This window comes from Burkholderia sp. MSMB1589WGS (assembly GCF_001636105.1).
Lineage (GTDB): Bacteria > Pseudomonadota > Gammaproteobacteria > Burkholderiales > Burkholderiaceae > Burkholderia > Burkholderia humptydooensis.
The window spans coordinates 508,473-525,434 of sequence record NZ_LNJT01000008.1 but is presented as its reverse complement, the minus strand read 5'-3'; the positions used below and the strand labels follow the sequence as shown (position 1 = coordinate 525,434).

The window sequence follows — 16,962 nt, the reverse complement described above, 5'->3', positions numbered from 1 at the left end:
TCTCGAATGAAGAAATTTAATAATTTAAGCTCTGGGTTTGTGGTTATGGTTTATGAGGATTGGATGACAATGTCAAACCGGCTTGCGTGAAATAAAGTCACGCGTGCGCGCAGTGCAGGTGCGGATCGATGGAAGCGACAACAAGCGCGGCGGGCATTCCGTTTTCGGGAACGGGCAGCGCGCGATGACGTCGGATCGGCTGGCGGCGAACCGGCGCGGTCGGACGAGCGAGCGGACAAACCCCAAAAGAACGACGAAGCGGACGGCGCGCGCATGCGGCGCGGAGCCGTCCGCCGTCGCGTCAGGACGCGGCCTTCTCCGTGCCCCAGTTGCCGCCGTGCGCGGCCGCCTGCGCGGCCGGCGAGCGCGCGAGGTATTCGAGCGCGAGCTCGGTCGAGCCTTCGCCGTGCGGCGTGTAGCTCGGCCGGTAATAGCGCAGCGCCGCGCCGATCGTCTTCCAGAACGACGGCAGGTGATTGCGGCGCGAGCCGCGCCACCACGACAGCACGAAGCCCGGATAGCGGCCCGTGCCGGGGTCGCGCTCGTACATGTACTTCGCGCCCGACATGATGAAGTAGAGCAGGATCATGATCACGAACGTCATGTGGATCGAGCGCTCGACGTAGTTGCCGCCGAGATGCCGGTAGATGTCGAACGCGACGGCCCGGTGCTCGACTTCCTCCGCGCCGTGCCAGCGCAGCAGGTCGACGATCGTCGGATCGGCGCGGCCGTCGTCGAGCCCGCGCGCGTGCAGCACCCAGTTGCCGAGGTAGCCGAAGAAGTGCTCGAGCGACGCGATCACCGCGAGCTGCTGGCGCAGCCAGAAGCGCGTGTGGCCGATCTTCAGGCCGAGCGGCTTTTCGCCGAGCACCTTGGTGAAGAGCCAGTTGACCCGCTGCGTGAACGGCTTCGTGTCGATCCCGTGCCGCTCGTAGTAGTGCTTGAGCACGCCGCCGTGCGAGCGCGAATGCACGGCTTCCTGGCGCAGGAAGCCGTCGGCGTCGGCGCGCAGCGCCGGATCGGTGATGAGCGGTATCGCCTTGTTGTACACGCGGCAGAACCACAGTTCGCCTTCGGGGAACAGCAGGTTCAGCGTGTTGATGATGTGCGTGCTTTCGGGATCTCCTTCGATCCACTGGATCGGCGCTTTCGCGAAGTCGAACTTGACGTGGCGCGCCTTGATCGGATGGTGATTTTCCGGGGCATTCATCGATGTCTCCTCCAACGGTCGGGGGCGCTGTGCCGCTCAGTGCGACGCCATGCCGATGCGGGCGATCATCCGGCCGAGCCACGGCGTGAAGCGCCCGACGAAGCGCATCGCATGCGCTTCCGCGCCGATCGCGACGACCGGCTTGTTCTGCAGCACGCCGTCGACCATCGCCTTCGCGACGGTCTCCGGCTTCAGGCCGCGCATCTGATAGAGCTTCGTCGCGCGCTTGCGCAGCCGCGCTTCGTCCTGCGCGCTCTTCGCGCCCGCGTACTGGGTGGACGCCATGATGCCCGTCTCGGCGAAGCCGGGGCAGACGGCCGTCACGCCGATCCCGTGGTCGGCGAGCTCCGCGCGCATGCATTCGGAGAGCATCAGCACCGCGGCTTTCGTCGTCGCGTACGCGGGCAGGTCGCGCGACGGGCCGAACGCGGCCGCCGACGCGGTGTTGACGATGTGGCCGCCCGCGCCGCGCGCGGCCATCTGCGTAGCGAACAGGCGCGAGCCGTGGATCACGCCCCACAGGTTCACGCGCAGGATGCGCTCCCAATGCGCGGCCGACGTGTCGAGGATGCCGCCCGCCATGCCGATGCCCGCGTTGTTGACGACGACGTCCGCGCCGCCCAGCTCTTCGCCCACCCAGTTCGCGAGCGCTTCCATGTCGTCGGCCGAGCCGACGTCGACGCGCCGCACGTCGGCCTGCGCGCCGAGCAGCCGCACGAGGAGCGCGGTGCGCTCGGCCGCCTGCCCGTCGATGTCGACGGCGACGATCGACGCGCCTCGCTTCGCGAATTCGACGGCCGCGCAGCGGCCGATCCCGCTGCCCGCGCCGGTGATCACGACGCGCTTGCCGACGAATGGGCCGGCGCCGCTCGTGCGGCGCGCATGCGCGAGCGCGGGCGGCTCCGTGCCCGTCTCGACCGCTTCGATCAGTTCCTGCGCGAGCGCGGCGAAGCGCGCCGGCTCCGACAGCGGCAGCCAGTGCCGCTCGGCCACTTCGCGGCGGTAACAGGTCGGCACCCAGCGCGCGATGTCGGCCGACAGCGCGGGGCTCACGAACCTGTCGCGCAGCGGCACGACGACTTGCACGGGCGCGTGCGCATAGCGCTCGCGCGGCGCGAACACGCGGCGGATGAAGTTCGCGCGATACAGACGCACGCCGTGCACGCCGTCCTCGGTCTGCGTCGGGCGCGGGCCGATGTCGGTGCGCTCGAGCCGGCGCATCAGCGCGGGCCACGCACGGCCGAGCCACAGGCGCCAGTTGAGCTCGGGGATGAACGGCAGGTGGAACAGGTACACGTACCACGAGCGCACGAGCTGGCCGGCGAGGCGCTTGAGCGACGCGGGCGACGGCCGCGCGAGCTGCTGGCGCAGCCAGTAGCCGACGTGGTCGAGATTCGGTCCGGAGCACGACGTGTACGAGAGGATGCGCCCGGCGAGCCGCGGCTCGGTGACGAACTCCCAGCCCTGGATCGAGCCCCAGTCGTGGCCGATCACGTGCACCGCGCGGTTCGGCGCGAGCGCGTCGATCACCGCCGCGAAGTCGTCGACGAGCCGCTCGAGCCGATAGTCGGCCGTGCGCGCGGGCTTCGTCGACAGGCCCGCGCCGCGCACGTCGTAGGCGATCACGTAGTACGACTTCGCCAGCAGCGGCGCGACGCGGCGCCAGACTTCGCTGCTGTCCGGATAGCCGTGCACGAGCACGACGGCGGGGCGCGACGCGTCGCCCCAGGTCTTCGCGGCGAGCGTGACGTCGCCGGCCGCGACGGCGGTTTCGGTGTGAACCGATTCGAACAGCGCGAGCGGCGCTTCGTCGGAGAGGGGCTGCATCGTGATGTCTTCGTGTGGTGAGCGGAAAGGAACGGCGCGCGGCGGCTGCCGTCACGCCGCCTGTTCGTGCGCGAGCGGCTTGCGCGCCTCCTCGCGCGCGCGCCAGCGGCGCACGTGCGGCAGGTCGTCGTCGAGCCAGTACGCGTCGCCGTCGGTGATGACGAGCAGCTCCTCGAACTTCGCGCCGACGCCTGCGAAGCCGAGATGCGGCTCGACCGCCCAGAGGCCGGGCGTCGGCGCGTGATCGGAGCGCGCGTCGATCGACCACAGCGGCGACCAGCCCTGTTCCTTGCCCGCGCGCGCCTGCTCGAGCAGCAGGTTGCGCGTCGAATTGAGGCCGAAGCGCGCGACGAAGCGCGGCTTCGACAGCTTGCGCAGCTTCGCGACGCGATGCGCGAGCACCTTGAACGGATACGCCTTGTGGCGCGGCTCGACGCCCTGGCGGCGGCACAGCGCGTCCACTTCCTGCGCGACCTCGGCGAGCGTGCGGCGCTCCTTCACGAGCTTCACGATCATCTCGCGGTGCGAGATCAGGTCGTCCTGCAATTGCTCGAGGATCGGGTTGTGGCCGAGGCAGGTCGCATAGCCGACGTCGGCGATGACGCCGTCGACGACGGGCGCGACGTCGAGAATCACCGGCATGTCAGGCTCGAGCGTGCGATTGCTCGGAAAGAACGCGAGATTGAAGCCGCCCAGGTGCTTGAGGCCCGAGAAGCCTTCGAACGCGGTGCGCTCACCGAACCACGCGAACGGCTTGTGCAGCCAATCCTGCACGCCGTGGTCCTGCGCCCATTCGAGCATCAGCCGCGCGGCCTGCTTCTCGGTGATGCCCGGATACAGCATGTCGCCGACGGATTCGACGCAGCGGTATGCGAGCTGTTGGACGGAGCGGAACTGGTCCAGTTCGTCGATGTGCACTTCCGGCAGCGGATGCTCGGCCATGGCGTCGTCTCCCTTTCTTCGTCGTTCTGAGCGGCGGTGCCGGCCGCGGATGCGTCAGCCGCCATTGCACTGCGTCAGCAAATGTGACATTGATCAATGTAATTATCTTATATCAACGAATCGCGTCTGGGCGCGTGTTTGTGATGAGTACTTTTCCTAATTCGTCGCGGGAAAGGCGGCAGGCCCCGCTCCGGGCTGCGTCGGGGGAAATGGGGAATGATCCGGCGGACTATCGGATTATCGGACCATCGAAGCAGCGGTGTCGTTGAGCCACCGGGCCGTCGGACCGCGGCAGGATCGATGCGCGAAAATCGATACCGCGATCACTGCGGCGCGCGCCCGAAGCGTTCGAGCACGGCGCTGAGCAGATCGACCGGCAGCGGGAACACGATCGTCGAGTTCTTGTCGGCGGCGATCGTCGTCAGCGTCTGCAGATAGCGCAACTGCATCGCCTGCGGCTGCAGCGCGAGCCGCTGCGCGGCCTTCAGCAGTTGCTCGGACGCCTGCAGCTCGCCTTCCGCGTGGATCACCTTCGCGCGCCGCTCGCGCTCGGCCTCCGCCTGGCGCGCGATCGCGCGGATCATCGTCTCGTTCAGGTCGACGTGCTTGATCTCGACCGTCGATACCTTGATCCCCCATGCGTCGGTCTGCGCGTCGAGCGTCTTCTGGATGTCGGCGTTCAGTTGCTCGCGCTCGGCGAGAAGCGCATCGAGCTCGTGCTTGCCGAGCACCGCGCGCAGCGTCGTCTGCGCGAGCTGGCTCGTCGCGTCGAAGTAGCGCGCGACCTGGATCACCGCCTTTTCCGGGTCGACCACGCGGAAATACACGACCGCGCTCACCTTCACCGACACGTTGTCGCGCGTGATCACGTCCTGCGCGGGCACGTCGAACACGACGGTGCGCAGATCGATCCGCACCACCTGCTGGACGACGGGCACGATCAGCACGAGCCCCGGCCCCTTGACCTTCCAGAAGCGGCCGAGCAGGAACACGACGCCGCGCTCGTATTCGCGAAAGATCCGGATCGACGAGGCAATGAGGAACAGCGCGAACACGAACAGCAGGCTGCCGAAACCGAACGTGAAACCCATCATGATTGTTCTCCTCGTGTTGGGATGGCGTTGTCGTACAGCGGGGCGACGGTCAGCGTGAGGCCGTTGCGGCCCGTCACGCGCACGCGGCGGCCGGCCGCGATCGGCGTCGCGCTCGCGACGCGCCAGCGCTCGCCGTGCACGCGTGCCCAGCCGGCCGCGGACGGCGCGAGCGGCGCGCCCGGGTCCGCGCTCGGGCCGATCTGCGGCGGCTGATCGGGCACGAGGCCGTCGTCGAGCACCTCGCCGATGCTGCCGACGATCGCCTCCGCGCCCGTGACGACGGGCCGCCGGCGCGCGCGCAGCGCGAAGCCCGACACGCCGAACACGAGGATCGCGCCCGCGGCCGCGAGCGAAACGATCACGGGCCACGGCACGCCGTAGCCGGGTACGTCGGTGTCGATCAGCATCAGCGCGCCGATCGCGAACGCGACGATGCCGCCCACGCCGAGCGCGCCGAACGTCGGCAGGAACGCCTCGGCGATCAGGAACGCGATGCCGAGCAGCACGAGCGCGAGGCCCGCGTAGCTGATCGGCAGCAACTGCAGCGCGAACAGGCCGACGAGCAGGCTGATCGCGCCCGCGACGCCCGGCAGCACGAAGCCGGGATTCGCGAATTCGAAGAAGAGCCCATACATGCCGAGCGTGACGAGCACGAGCGCGACGCTCGGATCGGCGATCGTCGCGAGCAGCCGGCTGCGCCAGTCGGGCTCGATCGTTTCGATCGGCGCCTGCGCGGTATCGAGCCGGTGCGTGCCCGTTGCGGTGACGATGCTGCGGCCGTCGAGCCTGGCGGCGAGATCGGCCGGGTCGTTCGCGATCAGGTCGACGACGTGCTGCGCGAGCGCGTCGTTCGCGGGCAGGCTCACCGCTTCGCGCACCGCGCGCTCCGCCCATTCGACGTTGCGGCCGCGCAACTGCGCGAGGCTGCGGATGTACGCGGCCGCGTCGTGCAGCGCCTTGCGGGTTTCGGTCGATTCGGCGTCGGTCGCGCCCGCGCCGGAACCGCCGGACGCGGCGCCAGGCTCGCGCCGCGCGGCGGGCGGCGCCTGGCCGCCGATGCCGAACTGCACGGGCGACGCCGCGCCGAGGTTCGTGCCGGGCGCCATCGCCGCGATATGGCTCGCGTAGACGATGTAGGTGCCCGCGCTCGCCGCGCGCGCGCCGCCCGGCGCGACGAACGCGGCGACGGGCACGCCCGAGCCGACGATCGCCTTGATGATCTGCCGCATCGACGTGTCGAGGCCGCCCGGCGTGTCGAGCTGGACGATCGCGAGCTGCGCGTGCTCGCGCGCGGCGCGTTCGAGGCCGCGGACGATGAAGTCGGCGCTCGCCGGGCCGATCGCGCCCGTGACCGGAATCACGACGACGGGCGCGCGTGCCGCGGCGGTGGCGGCGGCCGCGGCGCACGCGAGCAGCAGGCCGATCAGCACGGCCGCGCGCGCGAGCCGCGCGGGCAGCTTGCCGTGCAGCGGCGGCGGACGTGGCGAAGGACGGGGCATGGGCATCGCGGTGTCGGCCGGCGGCGCGCTGCCGCATGGTGCGGCGCCGCAGCCGGGCCGTGAGAAGGGCGGGCGCCCGGTGCTTAAAGAGTAGGCGGTTTCCGGCGAAAGCGTGAAGCGGCCGCGCGCGCGGCGAGCGCGGCGTCGCGGTAGTCGGCGGGGCTCATCCCGCGCCACTTGCGGAACGCGCGGTAGAACGCGCTCGGCTCGGCGAAGCCCGCCGCCGCCGCGACGTCGGCCACCGTGCGGGCCGGGTCGGCGAGCGCCTCGCACGCGAGATCGCGGCGCAGCGCGTCCTTGATCGACTGATACGAATGGCCTTCCTGCTTCAGCTTGCGCCGCAGCGTCGCCTCGGCCACATGCAGCCGCGCGGCGAGCGCCTGCGCGGTCGGCCACGCGGCGGGCGGCAGCGCGCGCAGCGCCGCGCGCACGCGCTCGCCGAACGCGTGCGGATTGCGGTACTTGACGATGAAGCTCGCGGGCGCGTCGCGCAGGAACGGCTTGAGCGTCTTGGCCGTCTGCACGACGGGCAGCGCGGCGAACGCCGGATCGAAATCGACGTACGAATCGGGCTGGCCGAAGCGCATGTCGTCGCAGAACATCAGTCGATATTCGTGGACAGCGCGCGGCTCGCCGCAGCGAAAGCTCGCGTGCAGCAGCGGAATGCGCCGCCCGATCAGCCAGCACGTGAGGCCGTAGACGATGACGAAATAGGTCGCGTACGCGAACATCTCCGGCGGGTTCGCGTTGTTGCGATGCACGAAGCGCAGCCGCACGCGCTCGGCGCTCGCGTCGATCTCGGCGTGCAGATCGTCGAGCACGCAGTGCATGAAGTTGACCGCCCGCGCGAGCGCGCGCAGCCCGTTGCGCGCCGTGAGCGCCGCCTGGCTCATCGCGATGAAGCTGCCGCAGCGCATCGGGTGCGGGTCCTGGCCGAAGAACTCGTCGTCGAGCGCGCGCGCGATCGCGTTCCACAGCGCGCCGTACTGCCGCGCCGACACGCGCGCGTTCGGCTGCGCGAGCAGCGCGGCCGCTATGCCCGCCTGCGCGAGGAGCGGCGCGTCGCCGACGCCGCGCCGCCGCGACAGCGCGAGGCTCGACTCGACGAGTTCGATCGAAACGGTGCCCTTCTTCTCTTCGTGCTTCATCGCAGGAGCGTGCCGCGGTGCGGTATGGCAAAAACGATCAGTGTAATTGAGCGGAGCGAGCATCGAACAGTTTCCGCGCGTTGCCTACACTTGACTGATCGACACAGAATGATCGAGGCGCGCCGCGCGACGACGCGGTTGGCGCCCAGGAGACATGCAGTCATGGACGATCTCTACACCGAAGATCAACGGATGATCCTCGACGCCGCGCGCGCCTTCTCCGCCGAAGTGCTCGCGCCGAACGCCGCCCAGTGGGACCGCGAATCGCATTTGCCCGACGAGGTCGTTGCGCAGATGGGCGAGCTCGGCTTTCTCGGCATGATCGTGCCCGCCGACTGGGGCGGATCGTATACGGATTACGTCGCCTACGCGCTCGCGCTCGAGGAGATCGCGGCGGGCTGCGCGTCGTGCGCGACGCTCGTGAGCGTGCACAACTCGGTCGGCTGCGGCCCGGTGCTGAACTACGGCACGACCGAGCAAAAGGAGCGCTGGCTGCGCGATCTCGCGAGCGGCAAGACGATCGGCGCGTTCAGCCTCACCGAGCCGCACGCGGGCTCCGAGGCGCACAACCTGCGCACCCGCGCGGAGCTGCGCGACGGCAAGTGGATTCTGAACGGCAGCAAGCAGTTCGTCACGAACGGCGCGCGCGCGGGCCTGGCGATCGTTTTTGCCATGACCGATCCGGACGAGGGCAAGCGCGGGCTGTCCGCGTTCGTCGTGCCGGCCGACACGCCGGGCTTCATCGTCGGCAAGCCCGAGAAGAAGATGGGCATCCGCGCGTCGGACACGTGTCCGATCACGCTCGAGAACTGCGCGATTGCGCAGGAGAATCTGCTCGGCAAGCGCGGCGAGGGGCTGAGGATCGCGCTGTCGAACCTCGAGGGCGGGCGCATCGGCATTGCCGCGCAGGCGACGGGCATCGCGCGCGCCGCGTTCGACCGCGCGCGCCGCTATGCGCGCGAGCGCGTGCAGTTCGGCAAGCCGATCGCCGAGCATCAGGCGATCGCCGAGAAGCTCGCGAACATGGCGACGCAGATCAACGCCGCGCGCCTGCTCACGCATCACGCGGCGCGGCTGCGCACGGCGGGGCTGCCGTGCCTGTCGGAGGCGTCGCAGGCGAAGCTCTTCGCGTCCGAGATGGCCGAGGCGGTGTGCTCGGACGCGATCCAGATCCACGGCGGCTACGGTTTCCTCGTCGATTACGAGGTCGAGCGCCATTACCGCGATGCGCGGATCACGCAGATCTACGAGGGGACCAGCGAAGTGCAAAGAATGGTGATCGCGCGGCAGCTTTGAGCGCTGTCGCGCGAATCGCCGCAAGGAAGCACTCGCGCAACATGGACAGCTTTGCATGGGATCGGGGTAGGCGCTGAGGCGCCAGCTCCGATCGACTGCTTTGCATGGGATCGGGGTAGGCGCTGAAGCGCCAGCTCCGATCGACAGCTTTGCATGGGATCGGAGTAGGCGCTGAAGCGCCAACTCCGATCGACAGCTTTGCATGGGATCGGAGTAGGCGCTAAAGCGCCAACTCCGATCGACAGCTTTGCATGGGATCGGAGTAGGCGCTAAAGCGCCAACTCCGATCGACAGGAGACGACACGATGACGGCACTGGCGTTCCTCGACGCACGCGATTTTCTGCTGCGCCACCGCACCGACTACGACACCGCATATCGCGATTTCAGGTGGCCGGCGCTCGACGAATTCAACTGGGCGCTCGATTACTTCGACGCGATCGCGCGCGGCAACGACAAGCCCGCGCTGTGGATCGTCGACGCGGCGACGGGCGACGGCGCGCAGTACACGTTCGCGCAGATGTCGGAGCGTTCCGCGCGGATCGCGAACTGGCTGCGCGGGATCGGCGTCGCGCGCGGCGACCGGATTCTGCTGATGCTGCCGAACCGCGTCGAGCTGTGGGACGCGATGCTCGCGGCGATGAAGCTGGGCGCGGTCGTGCTGCCCGCGACGACGCAATTGTCCGCCGACGACGTGCGCGAGCGCGTGCAGATCGGCGGCGCGCGCTATGCGATCGTCGACGAGAGCGAGGCCGCGAAGTTCGAGCAGCCGGGGCTCGACGTGACGAAGATCGTCGCGGGCGCGCCGCGCGCGGGGTGGCTCGCGTTCGCCGACGGCTATGCGGCCGCGGCCGATTTCGCGCCCGAGCGCGTCACGCGCGCGAGCGATCCGATGCTGCTGTATTTCACGTCGGGCACGACGTCGAAGCCGAAGCTCGTCGAGCACACGCACCGCACGTATCCGGTCGGCAGCCTGTCGACGATGTACTGGATCGGCCTGCAGCCGGGCGACGTCCACTGGAACATCAGCTCGCCCGGCTGGGCGAAGCACGCATGGAGCTGCTTCTACGCGCCGTGGAACGCGCAGGCGTGCGTGTTCGCGTTCAACTATGCGCGCTTCGAGCCGAAGGTCGTGCTCGACGCGCTCGTCAGGTATCAGGTCACGACGATGTGCGCGCCGCCGACCGTCTGGCGGATGCTCGTCCAGCAGCCGCTCGCGGCGTTCCCGGTGAAGCTGCGCGAGATCGTCGGCGCGGGCGAGCCGCTCAATCCGGAGATCATCGAGCGCGTGAAGAAGGCGTGGGGCGTGACGATCCGCGACGGCTACGGGCAGACCGAGACGACGTGCCTGATCGGCAACTCGCCGGGCCAGCCGGTCGTGCCGGGCTCGATGGGCCGGCCGCTGCCGGGCTACGCGATTGTGCTGCTCGATCCGGACGGCACCCCCGCGAGCGAAGGCGAGGTCGCGCTGCCGGTGGGCCCGGGCGCCGGGCGCCCGGTCGGCCTGATGAAGGGCTACGCGAACCACCCGGAGGCGACCGCGCACGCGATGCGCGACGGCCATTACCGCACGTCCGACATCGCGCTGCGCCGCGACGACGGCTACTTCGTCTACGTCGGCCGCGCCGACGACGTATTCAAGTCGTCCGACTACCGGCTGAGCCCGTTCGAGCTGGAGAGCGTGCTGATCGAGCACGAGGCGATCGCCGAGGCGGCCGTCGTGCCGAGCCCGGACCCGCTGCGGCTGTCGGTGCCGAAGACGTTCATCACGCTGCGCGAGGGCTACGAGCCGAGCGAGGCGCTCGCGCGCGAGATCTTCCGCTTCTCGCGCGAAAAGCTCGCGCCGTACAAGCGGATTCGGCGGTTGCAGTTCGCCGAGCTGCCGAAGACGATCTCCGGCAAGATCCGCCGCGTCGAGCTGCGCCGCCGCGAGCTGGAGCGCGGCGACGACGCGTCGGGCCGGATGCCCGGCGAGTATTGGGAAGAGGATTTCGCGGCCGAGGGCAAGTGACGCCCGGCGTGCCGCTTCGCATCAACCGGCCGGCGACGCGCGCGGCGCGCCGCCGGCCATAGCCAGGAGAATCTCACGATGAACGCAACTCCGTCGTCCCGGAAGGGACATCACGTGCCGACCGTGAAGCTGTTGATCGCCGGCGAATTCGTCGAATCCCACGCGACCGAGTGGCGCGACATCGTCAATCCGGCGACGCAGGAGCTGCTCGCGCGCGTGCCGTTCGCGACCGCCGCCGAAGTCGACGCGGCCGTCGAGGCCGCGCAGGCCGCGTTCGCGAAATGGAAGGGCACGCCGCTCTCCGCGCGGATGCGCATCATGCTGAAGTTCCAGGATCTCGTGCGCGCGAACCTGCCGCAGATCGCGAAGACGCTGACGGCCGAGCAGGGCAAGACGCTGCCCGATGCCGAGGGCGACGTGTTCCGCGGCCTCGAAGTGGTCGAGCACGCGTGCTCGGTCGGCACGCTGCAACTCGGCGAATTCGCGGAGAACGTCGCGGGCGGCGTCGATACGTATTCGCTGCGCCAGCCGCTCGGCGTGTGCGTCGGCATCACGCCGTTCAACTTCCCCGCGATGATCCCGCTGTGGATGTTCCCGATGGCGATCGTCTGCGGCAACACGTTCGTGCTGAAGCCGTCCGAGCAGGACCCGCTGTCGACGATGCAGCTCGTCGAGCTCGCGATCGAGGCGGGCGTGCCGAAGGGCGTGCTGAACGTCGTGCACGGCGGCAAGGAAGTCGTCGACGTGCTGTGCTCGCATCCGCTCGTGAAGGCGATCTCGTTCGTCGGCTCGACGGCCGTCGGCACGCACGTGTACCGGCTCGGCAGCGAGCACGGCAAGCGCGTGCAGTCGATGATGGGCGCGAAGAACCACGCGGTGGTCCTGCCCGACGCGAATCGCGAGCAGACGGTGAACGCGCTCGTCGGCGCGGCGTTCGGCGCGGCGGGCCAGCGCTGCATGGCGACGTCGGTCGCGGTGCTCGTCGGCGCGGCGCGCGACTGGCTGCCCGACATCGTCGCGAAGGCGCAGACGCTGAAGGTCAACGCGGGCGCGGAAGCGGGCACCGACGTGGGGCCCGTCGTGTCGCGCGCGGCGAAGCAGCGGATCCTCGGCCTCATCGAAGCCGGCGAGAAGGAGGGCGCGAAGCTCGCGCTCGACGGCCGCGGCGTAAGCGTGCCCGGCTATGAGCACGGCAACTTCATCGGCCCGACGATCTTCGCGGACGTGAAGCCGGAGATGTCGGTCTACACGCACGAGATCTTCGGCCCGGTGCTGTGCGTGATGTCAGTCGACACGCTCGACGAAGCGATCGCGCTCGTCAACGCCAATCCGTTCGGCAACGGCGTCGGCCTCTTCACGCAAAGCGGCGCGGCCGCGCGCAAGTTCCAGAGCGAGATCGACATCGGCCAGGTCGGCATCAACATTCCGATTCCGGTGCCGGTGCCGTTCTTCAGCTTCACGGGCTCGCGCGGCTCGAAGCTCGGCGATCTCGGCCCGTACGGCAAGCAGGTCGTGCAGTTCTACACGCAGACGAAGACCGTCACCGCGCGCTGGTTCGACGACGACGCGACGGCGGGCGCCGTCAATACGACGATTCGTCTGCACTGACCGGAGGGCGCGATGAAGATCGGTTTTATCGGCTTGGGCCACATGGGCGCGCCGATGGCGCTCAATCTGCTGAAGGCGGGCCATGAAGTGCGCGCGTTCGATCTGAGCGAGGACGCGCTGCGCCTCGTGAAGGACGGCGGCGCGCAGGTTGCCGCTTCGCCGCGCGACGCGGCGGCGGGCGCCGAGTTCGTCGTCACGATGCTGCCCGCGGCCGCGCACGTGCGCGCCGTGCTCACGCAGGAGGATGGCGTGCTCGCAGGCCTTGCCGCGGGCGCGATGGTGATCGATTCGAGCACGATCGATCCGGCGAGCGCGCAGGCGTTCGGCGAGCTCGTGCGCGGCGGCGGCGGCGCGTTCGTCGATGCGCCCGTGTCGGGCGGCACGGGCGGCGCGGCGGCGGGCACGCTGACCTTCATGGTCGGCGGCGGCGACGCCGACTACGCGCGCGTGAAGCCAGTGCTCGCGGCGATGGGCAAGAACATCGTCCACTGCGGCGCGACCGGCATGGGGCAGGTCGCGAAGGTCTGCAACAACCTCGTGCTCGGGATCACGATGGCGGGCGTGTCCGAGGCAATGGCGCTCGGCGCGTCGCTCGGCATCGATCCGAAGGTGCTCGCGGGCATCATCAACACGTCGACGGGCCGCTGCTGGAGCTCGGACACGTACAACCCGTATCCGGGCGTGATCGAGGCCGCGCCGTCGTCGCGCGGCTACACGGGCGGCTTCGGCACCGATCTGATGCTGAAGGATCTCGGCCTCGCGAACGACGCGGCGAAGCAGGCGCGGCAGCCGGTCTACCTCGGCGCGCTCGCGCAGCAGTTGTATCAGACGATGAGCAGCCGCGGCGACGGCAAGCTCGATTTCTCGGCGGTGATCCGCCTGTACCAGCCGGTCAAAAAGGAAACCTGATGATCGAGCTCGACTATGCCGACGACGGCGCGATCGCGCTCGTCACGCTCAAGCGCCCGTCCGCGAACACGTTCAGCGCGGACGGGCTCCTCCAACTGCAGCGCACGATCGAGCGGCTCGAAGCCGATTCCCGCGTGCGCGCGCTCGTCGTCACGGGCGACGGCCCGAAGTTCTTCAGCGCGGGCGCGGATCTGCATTCGTTCGCCGACGGCGATCACGCGATGGCGCGCACGATGGCGTCGCGCTTCGGCGTCGCGTTCGAGGCGCTGCACGACGCCCGCTTTCCGACGATCGCCGCGATCAACGGCTACGCGATGGGCGGCGGTCTCGAATGCGCGCTTGCATGCGACATGCGCGTCGCCGAGCGGCACGCGCAGATGGCGCTGCCCGAGCCGTCGGTCGGCCTCACGCCGTGCGGGCTCGGCACGCAGACGCTGCCCTGGCTCGTCGGCGAGGGCTGGGCGAAGCGGATGATTCTCGCGGGCGTGCGCGTCGACGCGCCAACCGCGCTGCGCATCGGCCTCGTCGAGGAAGTCGTCGACACCGGCCGCGCGCGCGATGCCGCGATCGAGCTCGCGCGCGGCGCGGTTGCGCTCGGTCCGCGCGCGGTGGGCGTCGCGAAGGAGCTGATCGGCCTTGCGCGGCAGGGCGTGCCGCGCGGCGCCGCGCTCGCGGTCGAGCGCGAGCGCTTCGTCGATCTGTTCGACGGCGGCGAGCCGCGCGAAGGCGTGGCCGCGTTTCTCGGCAAGCGCAAGCCGCAATGGCGAGCCGACGACGGAGGGCAGCCGCGATGAGCACGCCGATGATGCATGACATCTCGCACGACGCGGCGGCGCGCGACGTGCTGATGCGCGTCGTGAACTGCGTCGCGCTGATCACGCTGAACCGGCCGGCCGCGCTCAACGCGCTGTCGCACGACATGGTGCGCGAGCTCGCCGCGTTGCTCGAACGCTGCCGCGACGATCGCTCGATCGTCGCGGTCGTGCTGCGCGGCGCGGGCGACAGGGGCTTCTGCGCGGGCGGCGACGTGCGCGCGCTCTACCGGATGGCGAAGGCGCGCGGCCGCGGCTGGCTGCCGTTCTTCGTCGACGAATACCGGCTCGACTACGCGATTCACACGTTCCCGAAGCCCGTCGTCGCGCTGATGGACGGCATCACGATGGGCGGCGGAATGGGGCTCGCGCAAGGCGCCGCGCTGCGCGTGTCGACCGAGCGCAGCAAGATCGCGATGCCGGAGACGCGGATCGGCTTCGTGCCCGACGTCGGCGCGACGCATTTCCTGGCGCGGCTGCCGGTCGAGCTGTCGCTGTACGTCGGCCTCACGGGCGCGACGCTGTCGGGCGCGGACGCGCTCGCGGCGAAGCTCGCCGATCTGTCGGTGCCGTCGTCGTGGCTCGACACGTTCGAGACGCGGCTCGAGCGCGCCGACTGGTCGGGCGACGTGCTGCGCGGATTGCGCGCGGTGTTCGCGCCGCCGTGCAACGTCGTTCCGCATGCGGCGCTCGACAGCCAGATGCCGTGGATCGTCCGCCACTTCGACAAGCGCTCCGGCGTCGAGCGGATCGTCGCGACGCTGCGGCAGGACCTGACGCGCGACGAGCTCTCGCGCGAGCATCGGCAATGGCTGCAGACGACGCTCGATGCATTGACGAGCCATTCGCCGACAATGCTCGACGTCACGCGCGACGCGCTGTTGCGCGGCCGGCAGATGACGCTCGCCGAATCGTTCCGGATGGAGCTCGGCATCGTCGCGCATGCGATCGAGGAGGGCGACTTCTGCGAAGGCGTGCGCGCGCATCTCGTCGACAAGGACCGCAGGCCGGGCTGGGCGCCCGCGACGCTCGTCGAGGTGCAGCGCGAGCGCGTTCTGCATTTCCTGACGTCGCCGTGGAAGCGCGAAGCGCATCCGCTCGCCGATCTCGGCGCGGCCGCGGGCTGAGCGCGCGTTGGCGGCGGCGCGGCGATTGGCGGTTCGAGGCGCGGGGCCGGCGGCAGATACGACGATGCGGCCGCTCCGCCGTTCCCCGCTGCGGCCTATCCCGCGCCGCCCAGCACCTTGTAGAGATCCATCCGGTTGTTGAGCCGTCCCAACTGATTGCGCGCGAGCGCGCTTTGCGCGTCGCGCAGCCGCTGCTGTTCGTCGAGCCACGGCTGCACGCCCGTCGCGCCGGCCGCGAAGCGCGCCTTCGCGAGCGTTTCGGCGCGCTGCGCCTGCGCGAGCGCGCGGGTGCGTTCGTCGGCCTCGGCCTCGAGCTGCACGCGCGCCGACAGCGCGTTCTCGACTTCGCCGAGCGCGCGATACAGGCTCTGCCGGAAATTGACGACGGCTTCCTCGTACTGCGACTTCGATACCTTGATCTGCAACTGCATCGTGTTCCACTGGATGAACGGCAGCGTGAGCCCGAGGCCGAGCGTCGCGACAGGATTCTGCAGCACGCGCTCGAGGCTCGTGCTCGCCGTGCCGACGTTGCCCGTCAGCGTGAACGTCGGATAGAAGCTCGTGCGCGTCACGTCGACGTTCGCGAGCGATTCGCGCAGCCGGAACTCGGCCGCGCGCAGATCGGGCCGGCGGCCGAGCAGCTCGGCCGGCACGCCCGCGGCGACGTCCGGAAGCGGCGCCGCGGGCAGCGCGTCGCGCTCGGCCGCTTGCCGCTGCGGCGGACGGTCGAACAGGATCGCGAGCGCGTTGCGATTCTCGGTGCGCTGCTGGATCAACTGCGTCTGGTCGGCGCGCAGCGCGGACAGGTTGCGCTCGGCCTGCGCGAGGTCGAGCCCGGACGTCGCGCCCGCCGCGTGGCGCGACTGCACGAGCTGCAGCGTGCGCTCGGCATACGCGATGTTCGCGTCGCCGATCGCGATCTGCTGATTCAGGTAGGCGATCTGCCAGTACAGCGCCGCCGTCGTGCCGATCAGCGCGAGCCGCGCCGCATCGCGGTCGGCCTGCGTCGCTTCCAGCTCCCAGCGCGCGGCGTCGCGCTGCGCGGCGAGCTTGCCCCACAGGTCGAGTTCGTAGCCGAGCGCCGCCGTGATGCCGCTCGTGCGGCTCATCCGGTGCGTGTCGAGCGTGCGCGATACGTTGCCCGTCGCGCCGAGCGTCACGTTCGGCGTCAGGTTCGTGTCCGCGAGCCCCGCCTGCAATTGCGCGCGGTAGACGCGGATCGCGGCGGCCGCGAGATCGTTGTTCGTGCGCAGCGCGCTGTCGATCAGGCGATCGAGCGTCGGGTCGCCGAAGCGGCGCCACCAGTCGTCGGGCGCGGCGCTCGCCTGCGCGGCGACGGGCGCGGCCCACTGCGCGGGCAGCTCGAGCGCGGGCGGCGGCGCGTTGCGCGAGGGGCTCGCGCAGCCGGACAGCAGCGCGCCCGCGCATGCGAGCGCGGCGGCGCGCCGGGCGAAACGATGAGTCGAGGGTAGTGTCGTCAT

The 16,962-nt window shown here is 70.0% G+C and carries 13 protein-coding genes; 6 read left to right on the top strand and 7 right to left on the bottom strand.

Features of this window, described 5'->3' with window-relative positions:
* Window positions 1-301: 301 nt before the first annotated feature.
* From WT16_RS20340 to WT16_RS20315, 6 genes are all read right to left on the bottom strand, one after another.
* Complete coding sequence (locus WT16_RS20340) at window positions 302-1,210, bottom strand: metal-dependent hydrolase (protein ID WP_059931678.1); 909 nt, start codon at window positions 1,208-1,210, stop codon at window positions 302-304.
* Window positions 1,211-1,246: 36 nt separating this feature from the next.
* On the bottom strand, window positions 1,247-3,037 hold the full coding sequence (locus WT16_RS20335) for an SDR family oxidoreductase (RefSeq protein WP_059931612.1): 1,791 nt from the start codon (window positions 3,035-3,037) through the stop codon (window positions 1,247-1,249).
* A 51-nt stretch (window positions 3,038-3,088) separates the two neighbouring features.
* A complete protein-coding gene (locus WT16_RS20330; RefSeq protein ID WP_063534070.1) occupies window positions 3,089-3,979 on the bottom strand; it encodes a M24 family metallopeptidase in 891 nt (296 codons plus the stop codon).
* 323 nt (window positions 3,980-4,302) lie between these two features.
* Window positions 4,303-5,073, bottom strand: a complete 771-nt coding sequence (locus tag WT16_RS20325; RefSeq protein WP_063534069.1) for a slipin family protein — start codon at window positions 5,071-5,073, stop codon at window positions 4,303-4,305.
* The gene (locus tag WT16_RS20320; protein WP_006027724.1) at window positions 5,070-6,572 is read right to left on the bottom strand and encodes a nodulation protein NfeD; all 1,503 of its coding nucleotides are present in this window, start codon (window positions 6,570-6,572) and stop codon (window positions 5,070-5,072) included. The genes WT16_RS20325 and WT16_RS20320 overlap by 4 nt, the downstream gene beginning before the upstream one ends.
* Before the next feature lie 83 nt (window positions 6,573-6,655).
* Window positions 6,656-7,783 (bottom strand): AraC family transcriptional regulator, encoded by a 1,128-nt coding sequence (locus WT16_RS20315; protein WP_075645064.1) that lies wholly within the window; start codon window positions 7,781-7,783, stop codon window positions 6,656-6,658.
* A gap of 99 nt (window positions 7,784-7,882) precedes the next feature.
* On the opposite strand from WT16_RS20315, the gene WT16_RS20310 reads away from it, so the two are divergent.
* From WT16_RS20310 to WT16_RS20285, 6 genes are all read left to right on the top strand, one after another.
* On the top strand, window positions 7,883-9,016 hold the full coding sequence (locus WT16_RS20310; protein WP_015603915.1) for an acyl-CoA dehydrogenase family protein: 1,134 nt from the start codon (window positions 7,883-7,885) through the stop codon (window positions 9,014-9,016).
* Window positions 9,017-9,321: 305 nt separating this feature from the next.
* Window positions 9,322-11,025: an AMP-binding protein gene (locus WT16_RS20305; RefSeq protein ID WP_063534068.1), complete on the top strand. Its 1,704-nt coding sequence runs from the start codon at window positions 9,322-9,324 to the stop codon at window positions 11,023-11,025.
* A gap of 78 nt (window positions 11,026-11,103) precedes the next feature.
* Window positions 11,104-12,633, top strand: a complete 1,530-nt coding sequence (locus WT16_RS20300) for a CoA-acylating methylmalonate-semialdehyde dehydrogenase (RefSeq protein ID WP_063534067.1) — start codon at window positions 11,104-11,106, stop codon at window positions 12,631-12,633.
* Between the two features lie 12 nt (window positions 12,634-12,645).
* Complete coding sequence (gene mmsB, locus WT16_RS20295; RefSeq protein WP_015602520.1) at window positions 12,646-13,542, top strand: 3-hydroxyisobutyrate dehydrogenase; 897 nt, start codon at window positions 12,646-12,648, stop codon at window positions 13,540-13,542.
* Window positions 13,542-14,336: an enoyl-CoA hydratase gene (locus WT16_RS20290; RefSeq protein ID WP_006027718.1), complete on the top strand. Its 795-nt coding sequence runs from the start codon at window positions 13,542-13,544 to the stop codon at window positions 14,334-14,336. The genes mmsB and WT16_RS20290 overlap by 1 nt, the downstream gene beginning before the upstream one ends.
* Window positions 14,333-15,481, top strand: coding sequence for an enoyl-CoA hydratase/isomerase family protein (locus tag WT16_RS20285; RefSeq protein ID WP_063534066.1), 1,149 nt, complete (start codon window positions 14,333-14,335; stop codon window positions 15,479-15,481). The genes WT16_RS20290 and WT16_RS20285 overlap by 4 nt, the downstream gene beginning before the upstream one ends.
* A 95-nt stretch (window positions 15,482-15,576) precedes the next feature.
* Here WT16_RS20285 and WT16_RS20280 read toward each other — a convergent pair whose 3' ends face one another.
* Window positions 15,577-16,962, bottom strand: a complete 1,386-nt coding sequence (locus WT16_RS20280) for an efflux transporter outer membrane subunit (RefSeq protein WP_015603379.1) — start codon at window positions 16,960-16,962, stop codon at window positions 15,577-15,579.